This window comes from Rhizobium sp. NFACC06-2 (genome assembly GCF_900101425.1).
Taxonomy (GTDB): Bacteria; Pseudomonadota; Alphaproteobacteria; order Rhizobiales; family Rhizobiaceae; genus Agrobacterium; species Agrobacterium leguminum.
Window position 1 is genome coordinate 66,575 of sequence record NZ_FMVA01000008.1, and the last position, 15,758, is coordinate 82,332.

Consider the following 15,758-nt stretch of genomic DNA (forward strand, 5'->3'; position numbering starts at 1 on the left):
AATTGCAACAACAGGGCTGCACAATGAAAAAATCCCTTCTGACGCTTTTTGCGCTTGCCGCAATGTCGGCTTCCGCGCTCGCCGCGGATATCAAGCCGGCGCTGGTCTATGGCACGGGCGGCAAGTTCGACAAGTCGTTCAACGAGGCCGCTGCGGCCGGCGCTGAAAAGTTCAAGGCAGAAACGGGCATCGAGTTCCGCGATTTCGAGCCGACCAGCGACACGCAGGGCGAACAGGCCATCCGCAACTTCGCCAGCAAGGGCTTCAACCCGGTCGTTGCGATTTCCTTCATCTGGGAAGCGCCGATGGCCAAGGTTGCGGCGGAATATCCCGATACCAAGTTCGTGATCGTTGATACCGTTGTAGATGCGCCTAACGTGCGTTCTGTTGTTTATAAGGAACATGAGGGCTCTTACCTCGTAGGTCTTTTGGCGGGCATGGCCTCCAAGACCGGCAAGGTCGGCTTCGTCGGCGGAATGGATGTTCCCTTGATCCGTAAATTCGCCTGTGGTTATGCACAGGGCGCCAAGGCCGCCAACGACAAGATCGAAGTCTTCCAAAACATGACGGGAACGACGGGTGCAGCCTGGAACGATCCCGTCCGCGGCGGTGAACTCACCAAGAACCAGATCGACCAAGGCGCCGACGTGATCTACGCGGCAGCCGGTGCGACCGGTCTCGGCGTTCTGCAGACAGCCGCAGACAATAAGAAGCTTTCGATCGGCGTCGATTCCAACCAGAACCACCTGCATCCCGGCTCGGTTCTGACGTCCATGGTCAAGCGGGTCGATCTCGCAGTTTATAACGCGTTCAAGGATGCCAAAGACGACAAGTTCACAGCTGGCGTCGTGGCGCTCGGTGTGAAGGAGGACGGCGTCGCTTACGCGGTTGACGACAACAACAAGGCTCTGATCACAACGGAAATGACTGCTGCCGTGGACAAGGCGAAGGCCGACATCATCTCTGGCGCCGTCAAGGTCCATGACTATATGGCGGACAAGTCCTGCCCGAAATGATATGATACAAGCTTGGGGCGCATGATGATTTTCATCTTGCGCCCTTTTCATATCCAGCCTTCGGAGAGGTTTCGGTTTGAGTATGGACCCTGCAATCGAACTCGTGGGCATCGACAAGAAATTCGGTGCCGTTCACGCCAACAAGAATATCAATCTGACGGTCGCCAAGGGCACGATCCACGGCATTATCGGGGAAAACGGTGCCGGGAAATCGACCCTGATGTCGATCCTCTACGGCTTTTACCAGGCGGACGCCGGTGAAATCCGGGTGAATGGCACGCCCGTCGCGATCCGTGACAGCCAGACGGCCATCAATGCCGGCATCGGCATGGTGCATCAGCACTTCATGTTGGTGGAAAATTTCACCGTGCTTGAAAACGTCATGCTCGGCGCGGAAGGCGGCGCATCGCTCGCCAAGGGCCGAGCAGCGGCCCGCAAGGAGTTGCAGCGTCTCGAGGACGATTACGGTCTGGAAGTCGAACCGGATGCGGTCATCGAGGAATTGCCGGTCGGCCTGCAGCAGCGCGTCGAAATCCTCAAAGCCATGTATCGTGGCGCCGAAATCCTGATCCTCGACGAGCCGACCGGCGTTCTGACGCCGGCCGAGGCCGATCACCTTTTCAAGATACTCGGCGTCCTGCGCGAGCAGGGCAAGACCGTCATCCTCATCACCCATAAGCTGCGTGAAATCATGGCGATCACGGATTCCGTTTCCGTCATGCGCCGCGGTGAAATGGTCGCGACCCGCAAGACCTCCGAAACTAGCGTCGAGGAACTGGCCGAACTGATGGTTGGCCGTCGCGTGCTGCTCAGGGTGGAAAAGGGCGAGACGACGCCGGGCGATGTTCTGCTCTCCATCCGCAATCTGACCGTCAAGGACAGTCGCGGCGTCACCATGGTGGATGATGTCTCGCTCGATGTCCGCGCCGGTGAAATCGTCGGCATTGCCGGCGTGGCGGGCAATGGCCAGTCGGAGCTGCTCGAAGCCATCGCCGGTATTCGCAAGCCCCATTCGGGCCAGATATGGGTGGATGGCCAGAAGGTGGACCACCCCGATCCGGCAATTTTGCGCAGGCTCGGCCTCGCGCATATCCCGGAAGACCGCCACCATATGGGGCTGGTCTTGAAATTCGAGGAATATGAGAACTCCATCCTCGGTTATCACCATGATGAACGATACGGCAAAGGACCTTTCCTCAACCCCGAGGCCATCCGCAGGGATGCGGTCGAAAAGATCGAGAAATACGACATCCGCCCGCCGAATCCGCGGTTGAAGACCGCCAATTTTTCCGGCGGCAATCAGCAGAAGATCGTCGTCGCCCGTGAAATCGAGCGGGATCCGAAGATGCTGATAATCGGCCAGCCCACACGCGGCGTGGATATCGGCGCCATCGAATTCATCCATCGCCGCATCATCGAAATGCGCGATGCCGGTAAGGCTATTCTGCTGGTTTCGGTCGAACTCGATGAAATCCGTTCCCTTTCGGATCGGATCATGGTCATGTTCGCCGGCCGTGTCGTTGGAGAAAAAACGGCGGAAGCCGAAGAACAGACGCTGGGCCTGATGATGGCCGGCATCGCCGCATGAGGCATGAATGAGCACCGCTTCCGTACCCCTACCAAACTGGATCAGCTACGGCCTGCTGCCGTTGCTGAACGTTGTTACTGCCTTTCTGATTTCCGGCCTCGTTGTCTGGTCCATCGGGGAAAGCCCGCTGGCGGCGCTGCGCCTGCTCATCGAGGGTGCGCTTGGCCGTGGCGATGCCATCGGCTTCACGCTGTTCTACACGACGAGCTTCATCTTCACCGGCCTTTCCGTCGCCGTGGCCTTCCATGCCGGCCTCTTCAATATCGGTTCCGAAGGTCAGGCCTATATTGGCGGTCTGGGTGCCGCGCTGGTGGCGCTGGCGCTCGACCGTTACGTGCCGTGGTATGTGACGATGCCTTTCGCCGTCATCGGTGCTGCGGTTTTTGGCGCTGCCTGGGCCTTCATTCCGGCATGGCTGCAGGCAAAACGCGGGAGCCACGTTGTCATCACCACCATCATGTTCAACTTCATCGCGGCTGCGCTGATGGTCTATCTGCTGGTGAATGTGCTGATCGTGCCGGGCAAGATGGCGCCGGAAACGCGCACCTTTCTGCCGGGCGGGCAATTGCCGAAGCTTGACTGGCTGATGGCGCTGTTCGGCCTCAAGCTCGGGCCGGCGCCGTTCAACGTCTCCTTCATCATCGCACTGGTCATGTGTTTACTCGTCTGGGTGCTGATCTGGCGCACCAAGCTCGGTTATGAGATGCGCACGCTCGGCGTCAGCCCCTCGGCGGCCGTCTATGCCGGCATTCCCTATGCGCGCACCGTCATCATCGCCATGCTCATTTCCGGCGGTCTGGCAGGTATGATGGCGCTGAACCCGGTCATGGGGGCTTCCGCCCGCCTGCAGGTGGAATTTGTCGGCGGTGCGGGTTTCGTCGGCATCGCCGTCTCGCTGATGGGGCGAAGCCACCCGCTCGGTATCCTGTTTTCGGCGCTGCTGTTCGGCATTCTCTATCAGGGTGGTGCAGACCTCTCTTTCGAGATGCCAAATATCACCCGTGAAATGATCGTGGTCATTCAGGGTCTGGTGATCCTCTTCGCCGGCGCGCTGGAATATATGTACCGGCCGGCGGTCGTCCGCATCTACCAGCGTTTGGCAAAAGGGGTGAGCTGATATGGATTTCTTCGATATGCTGGTCAGCATCCTCGGCTCGACCGTCCGCCTCACCATCCCGCTGCTCTTCACCGCGCTCGCCGGGCTCTTTTCCGAACGCGCGGGCGTGTTCGATATCGGCCTTGAAGGCAAGATGCTGGCGGCGGCCTTCGCCTCTGCCTGCGTCGCCTATCTCACAGCGGACCCATGGGCGGGTCTGCTGGCGGGCATCACCGTCTCCATCCTCTTCTCGCTGATCCATGGTTTTGCCGTCATCACCAACCGTGGCAACCAGATCGTATCCGGAGTGGCGCTGAATTTCATCGCCGCCGGCTTGACAGTGGTTCTCGGACAGGCCTGGTTCGGGCAGGGCGGCCGCACGCCGCAATTGCCGTCCGAAGGCCGCTTTGCGCCGATCATCCTGCCCGGTGCGGATGCGATGCGCGAGGTGCCCTTCATCGGCCCGCTTTATGCCAATGTCATTTCCGGCAACAATATTCTCACCTATCTCGCCTTTCTGGCGGTGCCGCTCTCCTGGTGGGTGCTTTATCGCACCCGTTTCGGCCTGCGCCTGCGCGCTGTGGGTGAAAACCCGGGTGCGGTGGATACGGCCGGCATTTCGGTGACATGGATGCGCTTCCGCGCCGTCATCGTCGCCGGTTTCCTCTGCGGTTTTTCGGGCGCCTATCTCGCCGTTGCGCAGTCGGCGGCCTTCATCGCCAACATGTCGGCTGGCAAGGGCTATATCGCGCTTGCGGCGCTGATCTTCGCGAAATGGAAGCCGGTGCCGGTCATGTTCGCCTGCCTGCTTTTCGGTTTTCTGGATGCCTTCGCCAACTTCATGCAGGGTAAATCCGTGCCGGGCATAGGCGAGGTGCCGGTGCAGATTTTCCAGGCCATGCCCTATATTCTGACCTGCATCCTGCTTGCCGGTTTCATCGGCGTCGCCAAGCCCCCCAAGGCCGGTGGCGTTGCCTATGCGAAGGAGCGTTAAATCCATGTCCCGAGATCCGATGTCCCATGCCCTGTTCGAGGCAGCGGTGGAGGCCATGGCCTTTGCCCATGCGCCCTATTCGAAATTTCCGGTCGGTGCGGCGATCCGCGCCAAAGACGGCAAGATTTACAAGGGCGCCAATATCGAGAACCTCTCCTTCCCGCAGGGCTGGTGCGCTGAACCTTCCGCCATCAGCGCCATGATCATGGGTGGGGCGAAGAAGATCAGCGAAATCGCGGTCATCGCCGAAAAGCTTGCTCTTTGCCCACCTTGTGGGGGCTGCCGGCAGAAGATCGCCGAATTCGCGACGCCGGACACGAAAGTCTATCTCTGCGACGAAACCGGCGTGCAGAAGGTCATGACCATGGAAGAGCTTTTGCCCTTCAGCTTCAAGACAGAGCTGCCCTGATGCCGGATACGCTGATCGATATTCTGGTGGAGCGCCTGAACGGCCTGATGCCGCGCGTCGCCATCGTCCTCGGCTCGGGCCTCGGTTCGCTGGTGGAAGACGTCAGCGACCCGATCCGGGTGCCCTATGCCGAACTCCCCGGTTTTCCTGCAAGCGGCGTTTCCGGCCATGCGGGCGAGCTGGTGGCGGGCTATCTTGGCGGGGAGCCGGTCATGATGCTCTCCGGCCGGGTGCATTATTACGAAAAGGGCGATCCGTCCGCCATGCGCGCGATCATCGGGGCGCTGGCCGGCCTTGGCGTGCAGTCGCTCATCCTCACCAATTCGGCAGGTTCGGTCAGGCAGGATATGCCGCCCGGCTCGGTCATGCAGATCACCGATCACATCAACTATTCCGGCATGAACCCGCTAATCGGCGAGGAAAGCGACCGCCGCTTCGTCGGCATGACCACCGCTTACGATCCCGATCTGATGCTTGCCATGCGTAACGCCGCCATCCGCGCCACAGTGCCTTTGTTCGGCGGTGTCTATATGTGGTTTTCCGGCCCGAGCTTCGAAACACCGGCGGAAATCCGCATGGCGCGTCTGCTGGGGGCGGATGCCGTTGGCATGTCCACCGTGCCGGAAGTCATCCTTGCGCGCTTTTTCGGGATGCGCGTCGCCGCCGCATCGGTTATTACCAATTACGGTGCCGGCATGACCGGCGCGGAACTGAGCCATGAAGAAACCAAGGATATGGCTCCCGTGGGTGGCAAGAGGCTTGCCGCCATTCTGAAGGAAATGATCGCAGGAGGAGCGTGACCATGGAACTCCAGCGTCCGCGCGAAGCGGCTGCCCTCACCCTGTCCTTGCTGGACCTGACCAATCTCAAGGAAGACTGCACGCCCGAGCAGATCGCCGCTTTGTGCCAGCGGGCGCATACAGAGTATGGCAATACGGCCGCAATCTGCATCTGGCCGCGCTTCGTGGCGCAGGCCCGTGCGGCGTTCGGAAAAGACCATGCTATCCGCATCGCCACGGTCGTCAATTTTCCTTCGGGCGATCTGGACATCGCGGCCGTGGTTGCGGAAACGGAGGCGGCGATCCGCGACGGCGCTGACGAAATCGATCTCGTCATTCCCTATCGCAAATTCATAGCCGGCGATGAAACGGCGGTGTCCACCATGGTGGCCGCCGTTCGCAAGGCCTGCGTTGCACCCGTGCTACTCAAGGTCATTCTTGAAACCGGTGAGTTGAAGGACAAGGCGCTGATCCGTCGCGCATCGGAACTCGCCATTGCCGAAGGGGCCGATTTCATCAAGACCTCGACCGGCAAGGTTGCCATCAATGCCACGCTGGAGGCAGCCGACATCATGTTGCAGGCGATCCGCGACAGCCGGCAGAAGGTGGGCTTCAAGCCCGCCGGCGGCATTGGCACGGTGGAGGACGCCACGCTTTACCTCAGGCTTGCGGAAACCATCATGGCGCCCAACTGGGCCATGCCGTCCACCTTCCGTTTCGGCGCTTCGGGTGTTCTCGACGATGTGCTGAACGTGCTGGCCGGCGGCGAGCCCGCCAAGGCCGCCAGCGGGTATTGAGCTTGATCCCGCAGGAAATCATCCGGCGCAAACGCGATGGCCTGTCACTTGAGCCTCGGGAGATTGCAGCTTTCATAGAGGCGCTTTCGAAAGACGGCATCTCGGAAGGGCAGGCGGCTGCTTTTGCCATGGCGGTGTTCTTTCGCGGCATGAACCGGGATGAGATGGTGGCGCTGACGCTGGCGATGCGCGACAGCGGTGAGGTCCTGTCCTGGAGCGATCTCGGCAGGCCGGTGGCGGACAAGCATTCCACCGGCGGCGTCGGCGATAATGTCTCCCTGATGCTCGCCCCCATCGTTGCCGCCTGCGGTCTCGCCGTGCCGATGATTTCCGGCAGGGGCCTTGGCCATACCGGCGGCACGCTGGACAAGCTGGAAGCGATCCCCGGTTACAACGTCATGCCGGACGAGGCGTTGTTTCGGCGGACGGTAAAGACCGTCGGCTGCGCCATCATCGGCCAAACGGGCGATCTCGCTCCAGCCGATAAACGCCTCTATGCCATTCGCGATGTGACCGCGACGGTGGATTCCATACCGCTGATCACGGCCTCCATCCTGTCGAAAAAGCTTGCGGCCGGGCTGCAAACGCTGGTTCTGGATGTGAAGGTCGGCAACGGTGCTTTCATGCAGAGCGTTGAGGATGCCCGCAATCTCGCCCGCGCGCTGGTCGATGTGGCGAATGGCGCAGGCCTGCCGACAACGGCGCTGATAACCGACATGAACCAGCCGCTTGGCGATGCCGCCGGCAATGCGGTGGAAATCGTCAATTGTCTGGATTTTCTGGCCGGTCGCAAGGCCGGCACCCATCTTGAAAAGGTCGTCCTGTCCTTTGCGGCGGAAATGCTGATGCAGGCGCAAAAGGCGGCCACGCTGGAGGAAGGACATGCGCTGGCGTCAGCTGCGCTCTCCTCCGGCCGGGCGTTGGAAATCTTTGCGCGGATGGTTTCGGCACTGGGCGGTCCATCGGATTTCGTTGAGCATCCGTCCCGTTATCTGCCCTCTGCGCCGGTCATTCTTCCGGTTCTGGCGGAGCGCAGCGGTTTGCTCGCCTCCTGCGCCACGCGCGATCTTGGCATGGTTGTCGTTGAACTCGGCGGCGGCAGGAAAAAGCCATCGGACACGATCAATCTTTCCGTCGGTATCTCGGACATCCTGCCGCTCGGCGCGAAAGTGGAAAAGGGCGCGCGGATCGCCACCGTTCATGCTGCTTCGAGGGACGAAGCGGAACATGCCATGAAAAGGGTAGCTGCCTGCTACGGAATTGCTGACAGCGCGCCTGAGATTGGTGCGCCCGTTCTTGAGCGGATCACCTGACCAGCCGCATCTCGCCGCCCGATACCTTGAAGGACGATAGTTGTTTGAGGAAGCTCATGCCGATCAGCATGTTGCCGAGCGCATTGTCCTTCAGCACCATGGCGTCGACATTCTGAACCCGGATAGTGCCGATCTCCACCCGGTCGAGTTTCACATAGGCGGCCATGGTCTGACCATTCGCCGTGGAAATCGCATATTTATAATCGAGGCTGTTGACGCCGTAACCGAGCCGGCGCGCAATCGTCTCGTTGATGGCGACCATGGAAGCGCCGGTATCGACAAGTCCGTCGAAGGATTTGCCGTTGACGCGGAAGGTGGCATTGAAGTGGCCGCGCGCATCCGCTTTCAGACTGACGCCGCCAAGGGAGACGGACTCCGGTTTGGCCGTTTCGGGTCTGGCTTCCGCTTTCTCGATGCTTGCTTCCGGGCGCGGCTGAAATTTTTCCACCAGAGCCGGAATCTGCGTCGCACCGACCGAAAGCCCAACAAGCAGGAAAATCGCGCGCGTCAGCAAGTCTTCGCTCCTCCAGGGGCAGGTTATTCTTGCCGAGAATAGATGCAAAACATGCTGAAACCTTAAAAGAAAAAGCCATCCGCCGCTTATCGGGCGGCGAATGGCTCAAACGGTTAAGCGATGATGAACGGCGTTATTTGGTGCCGTACATCCGGTCGCCGGCATCGCCGAGGCCCGGAACGATATAACCCTTCTCGTTCAGATGGCTGTCGATGGCGGCGGTGTAGATATGCACATCGGGATGCGCTTCACGGAAGTTCTTGATGCCTTCGGGCGCCGCCAGCAGACACAGGAAGCGGATGTTCTTCGCACCGCGCTCCTTCAGCTTCTCAACGGCGGCGATAGAGGAATTGCCGGTTGCCAGCATCGGATCGACAACGATGATAAGGCGCGCATCGAGGCTTTCCGGAGCCTTGAAGTAATATTCGACGGCTTCCAGCGTGTCATGATCGCGATAAACGCCGATATGGGAAACACGCGCCGAAGGCACGAGCTCGAGCATGCCTTCCAGGAGGCCGTTGCCGGCGCGCAGGATGGAGGCGAAAACCAGTTTCTTGCCTTCGAGCACGGGGGCCTCGATGGTTTCGAGCGGCGTATCGATGGTTTCCATCGTCATCTCAAGGTCACGCGTCACTTCATAGCAGAGCAGCGTTGAAATTTCCCTGAGCAGGCGGCGGAAGCCGGCCGTGGAAGTTTCCTTCTTGCGCATGATGGTAAGTTTGTGCCGCACCAGCGGATGTTCGATGACTGTGACGCCGTCCATGAAACTGGCCTTCCTTTTATCTTATGCCCTGTAATTCACCGAAAGTGCGTTTTTCGCAAGCCTTCTTCGCGGTTTTACCCCCGCGAACCGCAGCGTCAGGCGCCATCGAGTTTCGCAAGCAGTCGCGCACGTGTTGCCTCGTCCACGAAGGCGCATTCCAATGCAGTCCGCGTCATGCGATTGATCTCGGCATCGCTGAAGCCGAACTCGTTCGCAGCCAGCGCATATTCCCGCGCAAGCGACGTGAAGAAGAATGGCGGGTCGTCGGAACTGATGCAGACGCGCACCCCGGCGTCGCTCAGAGCTTTCAGCGGGTGGCTGGCAAAATCGGGATAGACGTTGAGCGCGATATTAGAGCCGGGGCAGACTTCCAGAACCGTTCCCGCCTCGGCCAGCCGGACGATAAGACCGGCATCTTCGATGGCGCGCACGCCATGCCCGATGCGGGACGGTTTGACGAGGTCGAGCGCATCGGCAACGCTTTCCGGCCCGCAAACCTCGCCGGCATGAATGGTCAGCCCGAGGCCGGCATCGCGGGCGATGTCGAAGGCGCGCGCATAATCGGCGACGCGGCCCATGCGCTCCTCGCCGGCCATGTTGAAGCCCGTCACCAGCGGATGTTGAGCGCGTGCCGCATATTCGGCCGCGGCGATTACCCGCTCCGGGCCGAAGTGGCGCTCGCCGGTGACGATGATGCGGGTTTCGATCCCCGTCTTTTCCCTTGCGATGCGGATACCTTCGGCAATGCCGGCCAGATAGGCGTCGGCGCCAAGCCCGATGCGGTCGCCATGATCGGGCGAAATGATCAGCTCGCTATAGATGGTATTGGCTTGCGCAAGTTCGGTCAGGTAGGTTTCCGTCAGGACGGCATAATCCTCATCCGTCTTGAACACCTGCGCCACCGCATCGTAACAACGGATGAATTCGGCGAAATCCGACCAGACATATTGGCCGTCCCGCAGAAAATCGCTGGTGTCGATGCCGTATTTCTCGGCCTGTTTAGCGACGAGGGCGGGCGGGGCCGCACCTTCGATGTGGCAGTGAATTTCCGCTTTCAGCAAATGCGATGTCAAATGAAGCTCCTGCCGTGAGAACCGGCCTCGATGCCAAGATGGTGGGCGATGCTTTCGCCGATATCGGCGTAGCTTGAACGGATGCCGACATCGCGTGAGCGAATGCCCGGTCCGAATGCCATGATCGGCACCCTTTCCCGTGTATGGTCCGTGCCCCGCCAGGTGGGGTCGCAGCCGTGATCGGCGGTCAGAAGGGCGATGTCACCCGGCGCCATCTTGCGATGGATTTCGGGGATTCGCGCATCGAAGGCCTCAAGGGCGGCGGCGTAACCGGCAACGTCCCGGCGATGGCCATAAAGCATGTCGAAATCGACGAAATTGGTGAAGACGAGATCGCCGTTTTCCGCCTCATCGATAGCCTGCAACGTCGCATCCATCAGGGCGCTGTTGCCATTTGCCTTGATGACGCGCGTCACACCCTGATGGGCGTAGATATCGCCGATCTTGCCGATGGCGTGCACTTTTCGGCCGGCCTCCACAAGCCTGTCGAGCAGGGTTGGTTCCGGTGGCAGAACGGAGAAATCGCGACGGTTGCCGGTGCGTTCGAAGGTCGCCACCGTTTCGCCGATGAAGGGGCGGGCGATGACGCGGCCGATATTCAGCGGATCGAGCAGCTTGCGCACCGTCTCGCAGAGCGCGATGAGGCGTTCCAGGCCGAAATGCGTTTCATGCGCGGCGATCTGGAAAACGGAATCGGATGAGGTGTAGCAGATCGGTTTACCGGTCCTGATATGTTCCTCGCCGAGCGCAGCGATGATCTCGGTGCCGGAAGCATGGCAATTGCCGAGGATGCCGGGAATATTAGCCTCCTTGCATATCGCCTCCACCAGTTCCGGCGAAAACGCATCGCCTTCCGTCGGGAAATATCCCCAGTCGAAGGTGACGGGCGTACCGGCGATCTCCCAGTGACCGGACGGCGTGTCCTTGCCCTTGGAGATTTCGCTGGCGGAACCGTGCAGGCCGAAAATGCGCTCGGGCGGTTCCATGCCGGCGGGAATGTCGCCGCTTGCCTGCCGCGCGATCTCCAGCAGGCCGAGCGAACACATGTTCGGCAGTTTCAGCGGACCCGAGCGAAGTCCCGCTTTGTCGGCAGCGCCCGCTGCACAGAATTCCGCGATGTGGCCGAGCGTGTTTGCGCCAAGATCGCCATAGCGCTCCGCGTCGGTTGCGCCGCCGACGCCGAAGGAATCCAGAACGAGAAGAAATGCTCTTGCCATAACTCACCGAAACAAAATGCGCCGACGGGCAATGTCAGGCCGAACTATCGTTATAGATCAGCAAAACGTGAAGAAGGAAGTGCTTTTATGAACCATCCGGTAAAACCGGCTGCTTAGTCCTCGTCCCGTTTCGGTTTGGGGGCGTTGAGGTTGCGCAGGACATACCAGCCCGCAGCCACCACCATCGCCGCCAGAATATACCACGTAACGGCATAGGAGAGGTGGTTGTTGGGGAAGGTGAGCATGGTTTTCCCGCCGACAGGCAGACCGCCCGGATTGGGTGTCGCATCGGCGTCGACATAAAACGGGGCGACATCGGAAAGGCCGGATGCCTGCGAGATTTGCGGAATGTTGCGGGAATACCAGCGGCCATTTGCCGGATCGTTGGTGCGCAGGAAAAGCCCACCGGTTTCGGGCGCGCGCATCAGTCCGACGATCTCGACGTTTCCGGCCGGTTCGCTTTCCTGGCGGGAGGATGGGTCGCGCCTGTCGGACGGCACGAAGCCGCGATTGACGATGATGCTGGCGCCGTCATCGCGCTTGAGCGGCGTCATCACCCAGTAACCGGGGCCGAGATCCGTGACCGTATAGACCTGAACCTCCCTGTCATTGAGGAAGGTGCCGGACAGTTTCACACGGCGATATTCGTATTCCGCCGGATCGCCGAGCGCCGGCCATTCTTTGGCGGCAGGGGCGTCGACGGGATCGGCATGGGCGCGGGCTTCGACCCGCTCGATAAGATCGAGCTTCCAGGAAAGGCGCTTGACCTGCCAGGTGCCGAGCGCGAGCAGCAGACCCGTCAGAACAACGGTCAGGAACAGGACGACGATGGCCGCAGGGCGGATGCGCCGGTTATGGGGTGTGGTTTGGCTCATGTCACGGTCCTTGCGAAGCGCGCCCGGCAGAAACCGGTCTGCTTTGGCGGGTTTCCTGGAGCATTTCCAGGAAAAGTGGAACCCGGTTTTCCGTCCGGAAATGCGCCAAAACAAAGAGTTAGAGTGTTTTTGCGATTCGAGGAAAAGCGAAAAAAAACTAGCGCCGGCATGCGCTTCTTCCAGCAAATAACCCCATAAATCGCACCAGGATTCATGGGGTTATGTGTTGGCGCGAAGGCGGCCCGCCGGAAACCCGGCAGGCCGTAGGTCTCTGCTGCTCAGGGCAGGTTTTTCACATCCTCGATGTGCAGCGGCATCATGTTCTTGTTCATGTTGTACATGACCCAGAGCGAGCCGGAGAGCGTGATCAGGAGCACCACGACGGTGAAGATCAGCGCCATGAAGGTCCAGCCGCCTTCGGACTTGGTGTCCATGTGCAGGAAGTAGATCATGTGCACGAAGATCTGGATGACGCCGAGACCCATGATCGCGATGACCAGCAGGGTCTTGTTCTCAAGAACGTCGCCCATGACCAGCCAGAAGGGGATCGCCGTCAGGATAACCGACAGGACGAAGCCGATCATGTAGCTCTTGAAGGTGCCATGGCTTGCACCATCATGGTGATGATGGTCGTCGCCATGCGCGTCGTGGTGTGCGTGTGCTTCGGAACTCATCAAAGAACTCCCATGAGATAAACGAAGGAGAAGACGCCGATCCAGATGACGTCAAGGAAGTGCCAGAACATCGACAGGCACATCAGGCGACGCTTGTTTGCGGCGATCAGGCCGTGCTTGGCGACCTGGAACATCAACGTGACGAGCCAGATGATGCCGAAGGTGACGTGCAGACCGTGCGTGCCGACCAGCGCGAAGAAGGCCGACAGGAACGCCGAACGCTGCGGACCGGCACCTTCCGCGATCAGGTGATGGAACTCGTAGAGTTCGACGGCGAGGAAGGCGAGGCCGAAGAGGCCGGTCACACCCAGCCAGACCAGCGTGGCCTTTACCTTCTGCTTTTCCATTTCCAGCATGGCGAAGCCATAGGTGATGGAAGAGAAAAGCAGGAAGCCGGTATTGATCGCCACCAGCTTCAGGTCGAACAGGTCCGCACCCGAAGGGCCGGCCGCGTAGTTGCGGCCGACAACGGCATAGGTGGCAAACAGCGTCGCGAAGATGAGGCAGTCGCTCATCAGGTAGAGCCAGAAGCCCAGCGAGGTGCCGTTCTCCGGGTGGTGGTCTTCCTTCAGGTAGAAGACCGGTTCAGCGCCGTCGACGCTCTGTGCAGGTGTATGAGCCATATTCGTCACGCCTGTTCCGCGAGCAGCTTGGTACGTTCCGCTTCGACCGTCGAAACGTCGGAAGCCGGAATGTAATAATCGCGATTGTAGTTGAAGGTATGGGCGATGGAGACCGCGATGATGGCGAGCATCGACAGAGCCGCAAGCCACCAGATGTGCCATACCAGGGCGAAGCCGAGAACCACGCTGATGGCGCTGATGATGACGCCGGCGCCGGTGTTCTTCGGCATGTGGATCGGGATGAAGCCTTCCTTGGGACGGCTGTAACCGCGCTTCTTCATATCCGCCCAGGCGTCGACATCATGGATGACGGGCGTGAAGGCGAAGTTGTAGGCGGGTGGCGGCGAAGACGTCGACCATTCCAGCGTACGGCCGTTATAGGGGTCGCCGGTCACGTCACGCAGCTTGTCGCGCTTCAGGAAGCTGACGATGAGCTGGATGACGAAGGAGGCGATGCCAAGCGCGATCAGGAAGGCGCCGAAGGCGGCGATCACGAACCAGATCTGCAGGGAATTATCCTCGAACTGGCTGATACGGCGGGTAATCCCCATCAGGCCGAGAATATAGAGCGGCATGAAGGCGAAATAGAAACCGATGAACCAGAACCAGAAGGACAGCTTGCCCCAGAACGGATCGAGCCGGTATCCGAAGGCCTTCGGGAACCAGTAGACGATACCCGCAAGCACACCGAACACCACGCCACCGATGATGGTGTTGTGGAAGTGGGCGATCAGGAACAGCGAGTTGTGCAGCACGAAGTCCGCTGGCGGAACGGCGAGGAGAACGCCGGTCATGCCGCCGATGACGAAGGTGATCATGAAGCCGATCGTCCACAGCATCGGGACATCGAACTTGATGCGGCCCTTATACATGGTGAAGAGCCAGTTGAAGATCTTGGCACCCGTCGGGATCGAAATGATCATCGTGGTGATGCCGAAGAAAGCGTTGACGCTTGCACCGGAACCCATCGTGAAGAAGTGGTGCAGCCACACGATATAGGCGAGGATGGTGATGACACCCGTGGCGTAGACCATCGAGGCATAACCGAAGAGACGCTTGCGGGAGAACGTCGCAACGATTTCCGAGAAGACGCCAAATGCCGGCAGGACCAGGATGTAGACTTCGGGATGGCCCCAGATCCAGATGAGGTTGACATACATCATCGGGTTGCCGCCGAGATCGTTGGTGAAAAAGTTGGTGCCAACGTAGCGGTCGAGGGTGAGAAGTGCCAGCGTGCCGGTCAGGATCGGGAAGGAGGCCACGATCAGGATGTTCGAACACAGCGATGTCCAGACGAAGATCGGCAGGCGCATCATGGTCATGCCAGGCGCGCGCATCTTGATGATCGTCACGATCAGGTTGATGCCCGATAGCGTCGTTCCCACACCGGCGATCTGCAGACCCCAGATGTAATAATCCACCCCGACTCCCGGGCTTCCATCGATGCCGGAGAGCGGCGGATAGGCCAGCCAGCCGGTCTGCGCATATTCACCGATGAACAGCGAGATCATGGTGATGACGGCGCCGGCCGTGGTCATCCAGAAGGAGAAGTTGTTGAGGAAGGGGAACGAAACGTCGCGGGCGCCGATCTGCAGCGGCACGACGAAGTTCATCAGACCCGTGATCATCGGCATGGCCATGAAGAAGATCATGATGACGCCGTGGGCCGTGAAGATCTGGTCGTAATGGTGTGGCGGGAGGTAACCTTCCGATCCGCCCGACGCGATCGCCTGCTGGACACGCATCATGATGGCATCGGCGAAACCGCGCAGCAGCATGACCAGCGCCAGGATGATGTACATGATACCGATCTTCTTGTGATCGATGCTCGTGAACCATTCATTCCAGAGATAGCCCCAGAGGCGGAAATAGGTGAGGGCGCCGACGACGGCGATACCGCCCAGAGCCACGGCCGCGAAGGTTGCGACAAGAATGGGCTCGTGAAGCGGGATGGACTCCCATGTCAGCTTCCCGAACAGGAACGACGTTTGATCGGAATTGACGATCATTTTTAGCCTCTTGCGATT

Annotated in this window: 16 protein-coding genes; 8 read left to right on the forward strand and 8 right to left on the reverse strand. The window is 60.0% G+C overall.

Annotation, left to right across the window (positions count from 1 at the left end; all coding sequences use genetic code 11):
• The first annotated feature begins 23 nt into the window (after window positions 1-23).
• The 8 genes from F3H58_RS15000 (at window position 24) to deoA (ending at window position 7,992) form a co-directional block, all read left to right on the forward strand.
• Window positions 24-1,016, forward strand: a complete 993-nt coding sequence (locus F3H58_RS15000) for a BMP family lipoprotein (RefSeq protein ID WP_149742741.1) — start codon at window positions 24-26, stop codon at window positions 1,014-1,016.
• Between the two features lie 82 nt (window positions 1,017-1,098).
• Window positions 1,099-2,604, forward strand: coding sequence for an ABC transporter ATP-binding protein (locus F3H58_RS15005; protein WP_149742870.1), 1,506 nt, complete (start codon window positions 1,099-1,101; stop codon window positions 2,602-2,604).
• Window positions 2,605-2,611: 7 nt separating this feature from the next.
• A complete protein-coding gene (locus tag F3H58_RS15010; RefSeq protein WP_149742742.1) occupies window positions 2,612-3,721 on the forward strand; it encodes an ABC transporter permease in 1,110 nt (369 codons plus the stop codon).
• Window position 3,722: 1 nt separating this feature from the next.
• The gene (locus F3H58_RS15015; protein ID WP_003493080.1) at window positions 3,723-4,694 is read left to right on the forward strand and encodes an ABC transporter permease; all 972 of its coding nucleotides are present in this window, start codon (window positions 3,723-3,725) and stop codon (window positions 4,692-4,694) included.
• Window positions 4,695-4,713: 19 nt separating this feature from the next.
• Entirely contained in the window at window positions 4,714-5,103 is a 390-nt protein-coding gene (locus tag F3H58_RS15020) for a cytidine deaminase (RefSeq protein ID WP_188128945.1), read from the forward strand.
• Window positions 5,103-5,903: a purine-nucleoside phosphorylase gene (locus tag F3H58_RS15025; protein ID WP_127756659.1), complete on the forward strand. Its 801-nt coding sequence runs from the start codon at window positions 5,103-5,105 to the stop codon at window positions 5,901-5,903. The genes F3H58_RS15020 and F3H58_RS15025 overlap by 1 nt, the downstream gene beginning before the upstream one ends.
• A gap of 2 nt (window positions 5,904-5,905) precedes the next feature.
• The gene (gene deoC / locus F3H58_RS15030; RefSeq protein WP_065654764.1) at window positions 5,906-6,679 is read left to right on the forward strand and encodes a deoxyribose-phosphate aldolase; all 774 of its coding nucleotides are present in this window, start codon (window positions 5,906-5,908) and stop codon (window positions 6,677-6,679) included.
• On the forward strand, window positions 6,676-7,992 hold the full coding sequence (gene deoA, locus F3H58_RS15035; RefSeq protein WP_149742744.1) for a thymidine phosphorylase: 1,317 nt from the start codon (window positions 6,676-6,678) through the stop codon (window positions 7,990-7,992). Before deoC ends, deoA begins: the two co-directional genes overlap by 4 nt.
• Here the strand turns inward: deoA and F3H58_RS15040 are convergent.
• From F3H58_RS15040 to cyoB, 8 genes are all read right to left on the reverse strand, one after another.
• A complete protein-coding gene (locus F3H58_RS15040; protein WP_149742745.1) occupies window positions 7,985-8,506 on the reverse strand; it encodes a TIGR02281 family clan AA aspartic protease in 522 nt (173 codons plus the stop codon). The genes deoA and F3H58_RS15040 overlap by 8 nt on opposite strands.
• Window positions 8,507-8,639: 133 nt before the next feature.
• Window positions 8,640-9,269, reverse strand: coding sequence for a uracil phosphoribosyltransferase (gene upp, locus F3H58_RS15045; RefSeq protein WP_003524359.1), 630 nt, complete (start codon window positions 9,267-9,269; stop codon window positions 8,640-8,642).
• A 95-nt stretch (window positions 9,270-9,364) separates the two neighbouring features.
• A complete protein-coding gene (locus F3H58_RS15050) occupies window positions 9,365-10,342 on the reverse strand; it encodes an adenosine deaminase (protein ID WP_149742746.1) in 978 nt (325 codons plus the stop codon).
• Window positions 10,339-11,559 carry a phosphopentomutase gene (locus F3H58_RS15055; protein WP_149742747.1) on the reverse strand — a complete coding sequence of 407 codons (1,221 nt, stop codon included), beginning with the start codon at window positions 11,557-11,559 and terminating at the stop codon, window positions 10,339-10,341. The genes F3H58_RS15050 and F3H58_RS15055 overlap by 4 nt, the downstream gene beginning before the upstream one ends.
• A gap of 113 nt (window positions 11,560-11,672) precedes the next feature.
• Window positions 11,673-12,434, reverse strand: a complete 762-nt coding sequence (locus F3H58_RS15060; protein ID WP_188128931.1) for an SURF1 family protein — start codon at window positions 12,432-12,434, stop codon at window positions 11,673-11,675.
• Window positions 12,435-12,712: 278 nt separating this feature from the next.
• Window positions 12,713-13,108, reverse strand: coding sequence for a cytochrome o ubiquinol oxidase subunit IV (cyoD, locus tag F3H58_RS15065; RefSeq protein WP_003514416.1), 396 nt, complete (start codon window positions 13,106-13,108; stop codon window positions 12,713-12,715).
• A complete protein-coding gene (cyoC, locus tag F3H58_RS15070; RefSeq protein WP_135398050.1) occupies window positions 13,108-13,731 on the reverse strand; it encodes a cytochrome o ubiquinol oxidase subunit III in 624 nt (207 codons plus the stop codon). The genes cyoD and cyoC overlap by 1 nt, the downstream gene beginning before the upstream one ends.
• Before the next feature lie 5 nt (window positions 13,732-13,736).
• Complete coding sequence (gene cyoB, locus F3H58_RS15075; protein ID WP_125145102.1) at window positions 13,737-15,740, reverse strand: cytochrome o ubiquinol oxidase subunit I; 2,004 nt, start codon at window positions 15,738-15,740, stop codon at window positions 13,737-13,739.
• Between the last annotated feature and the right edge of the window lie 18 nt (window positions 15,741-15,758).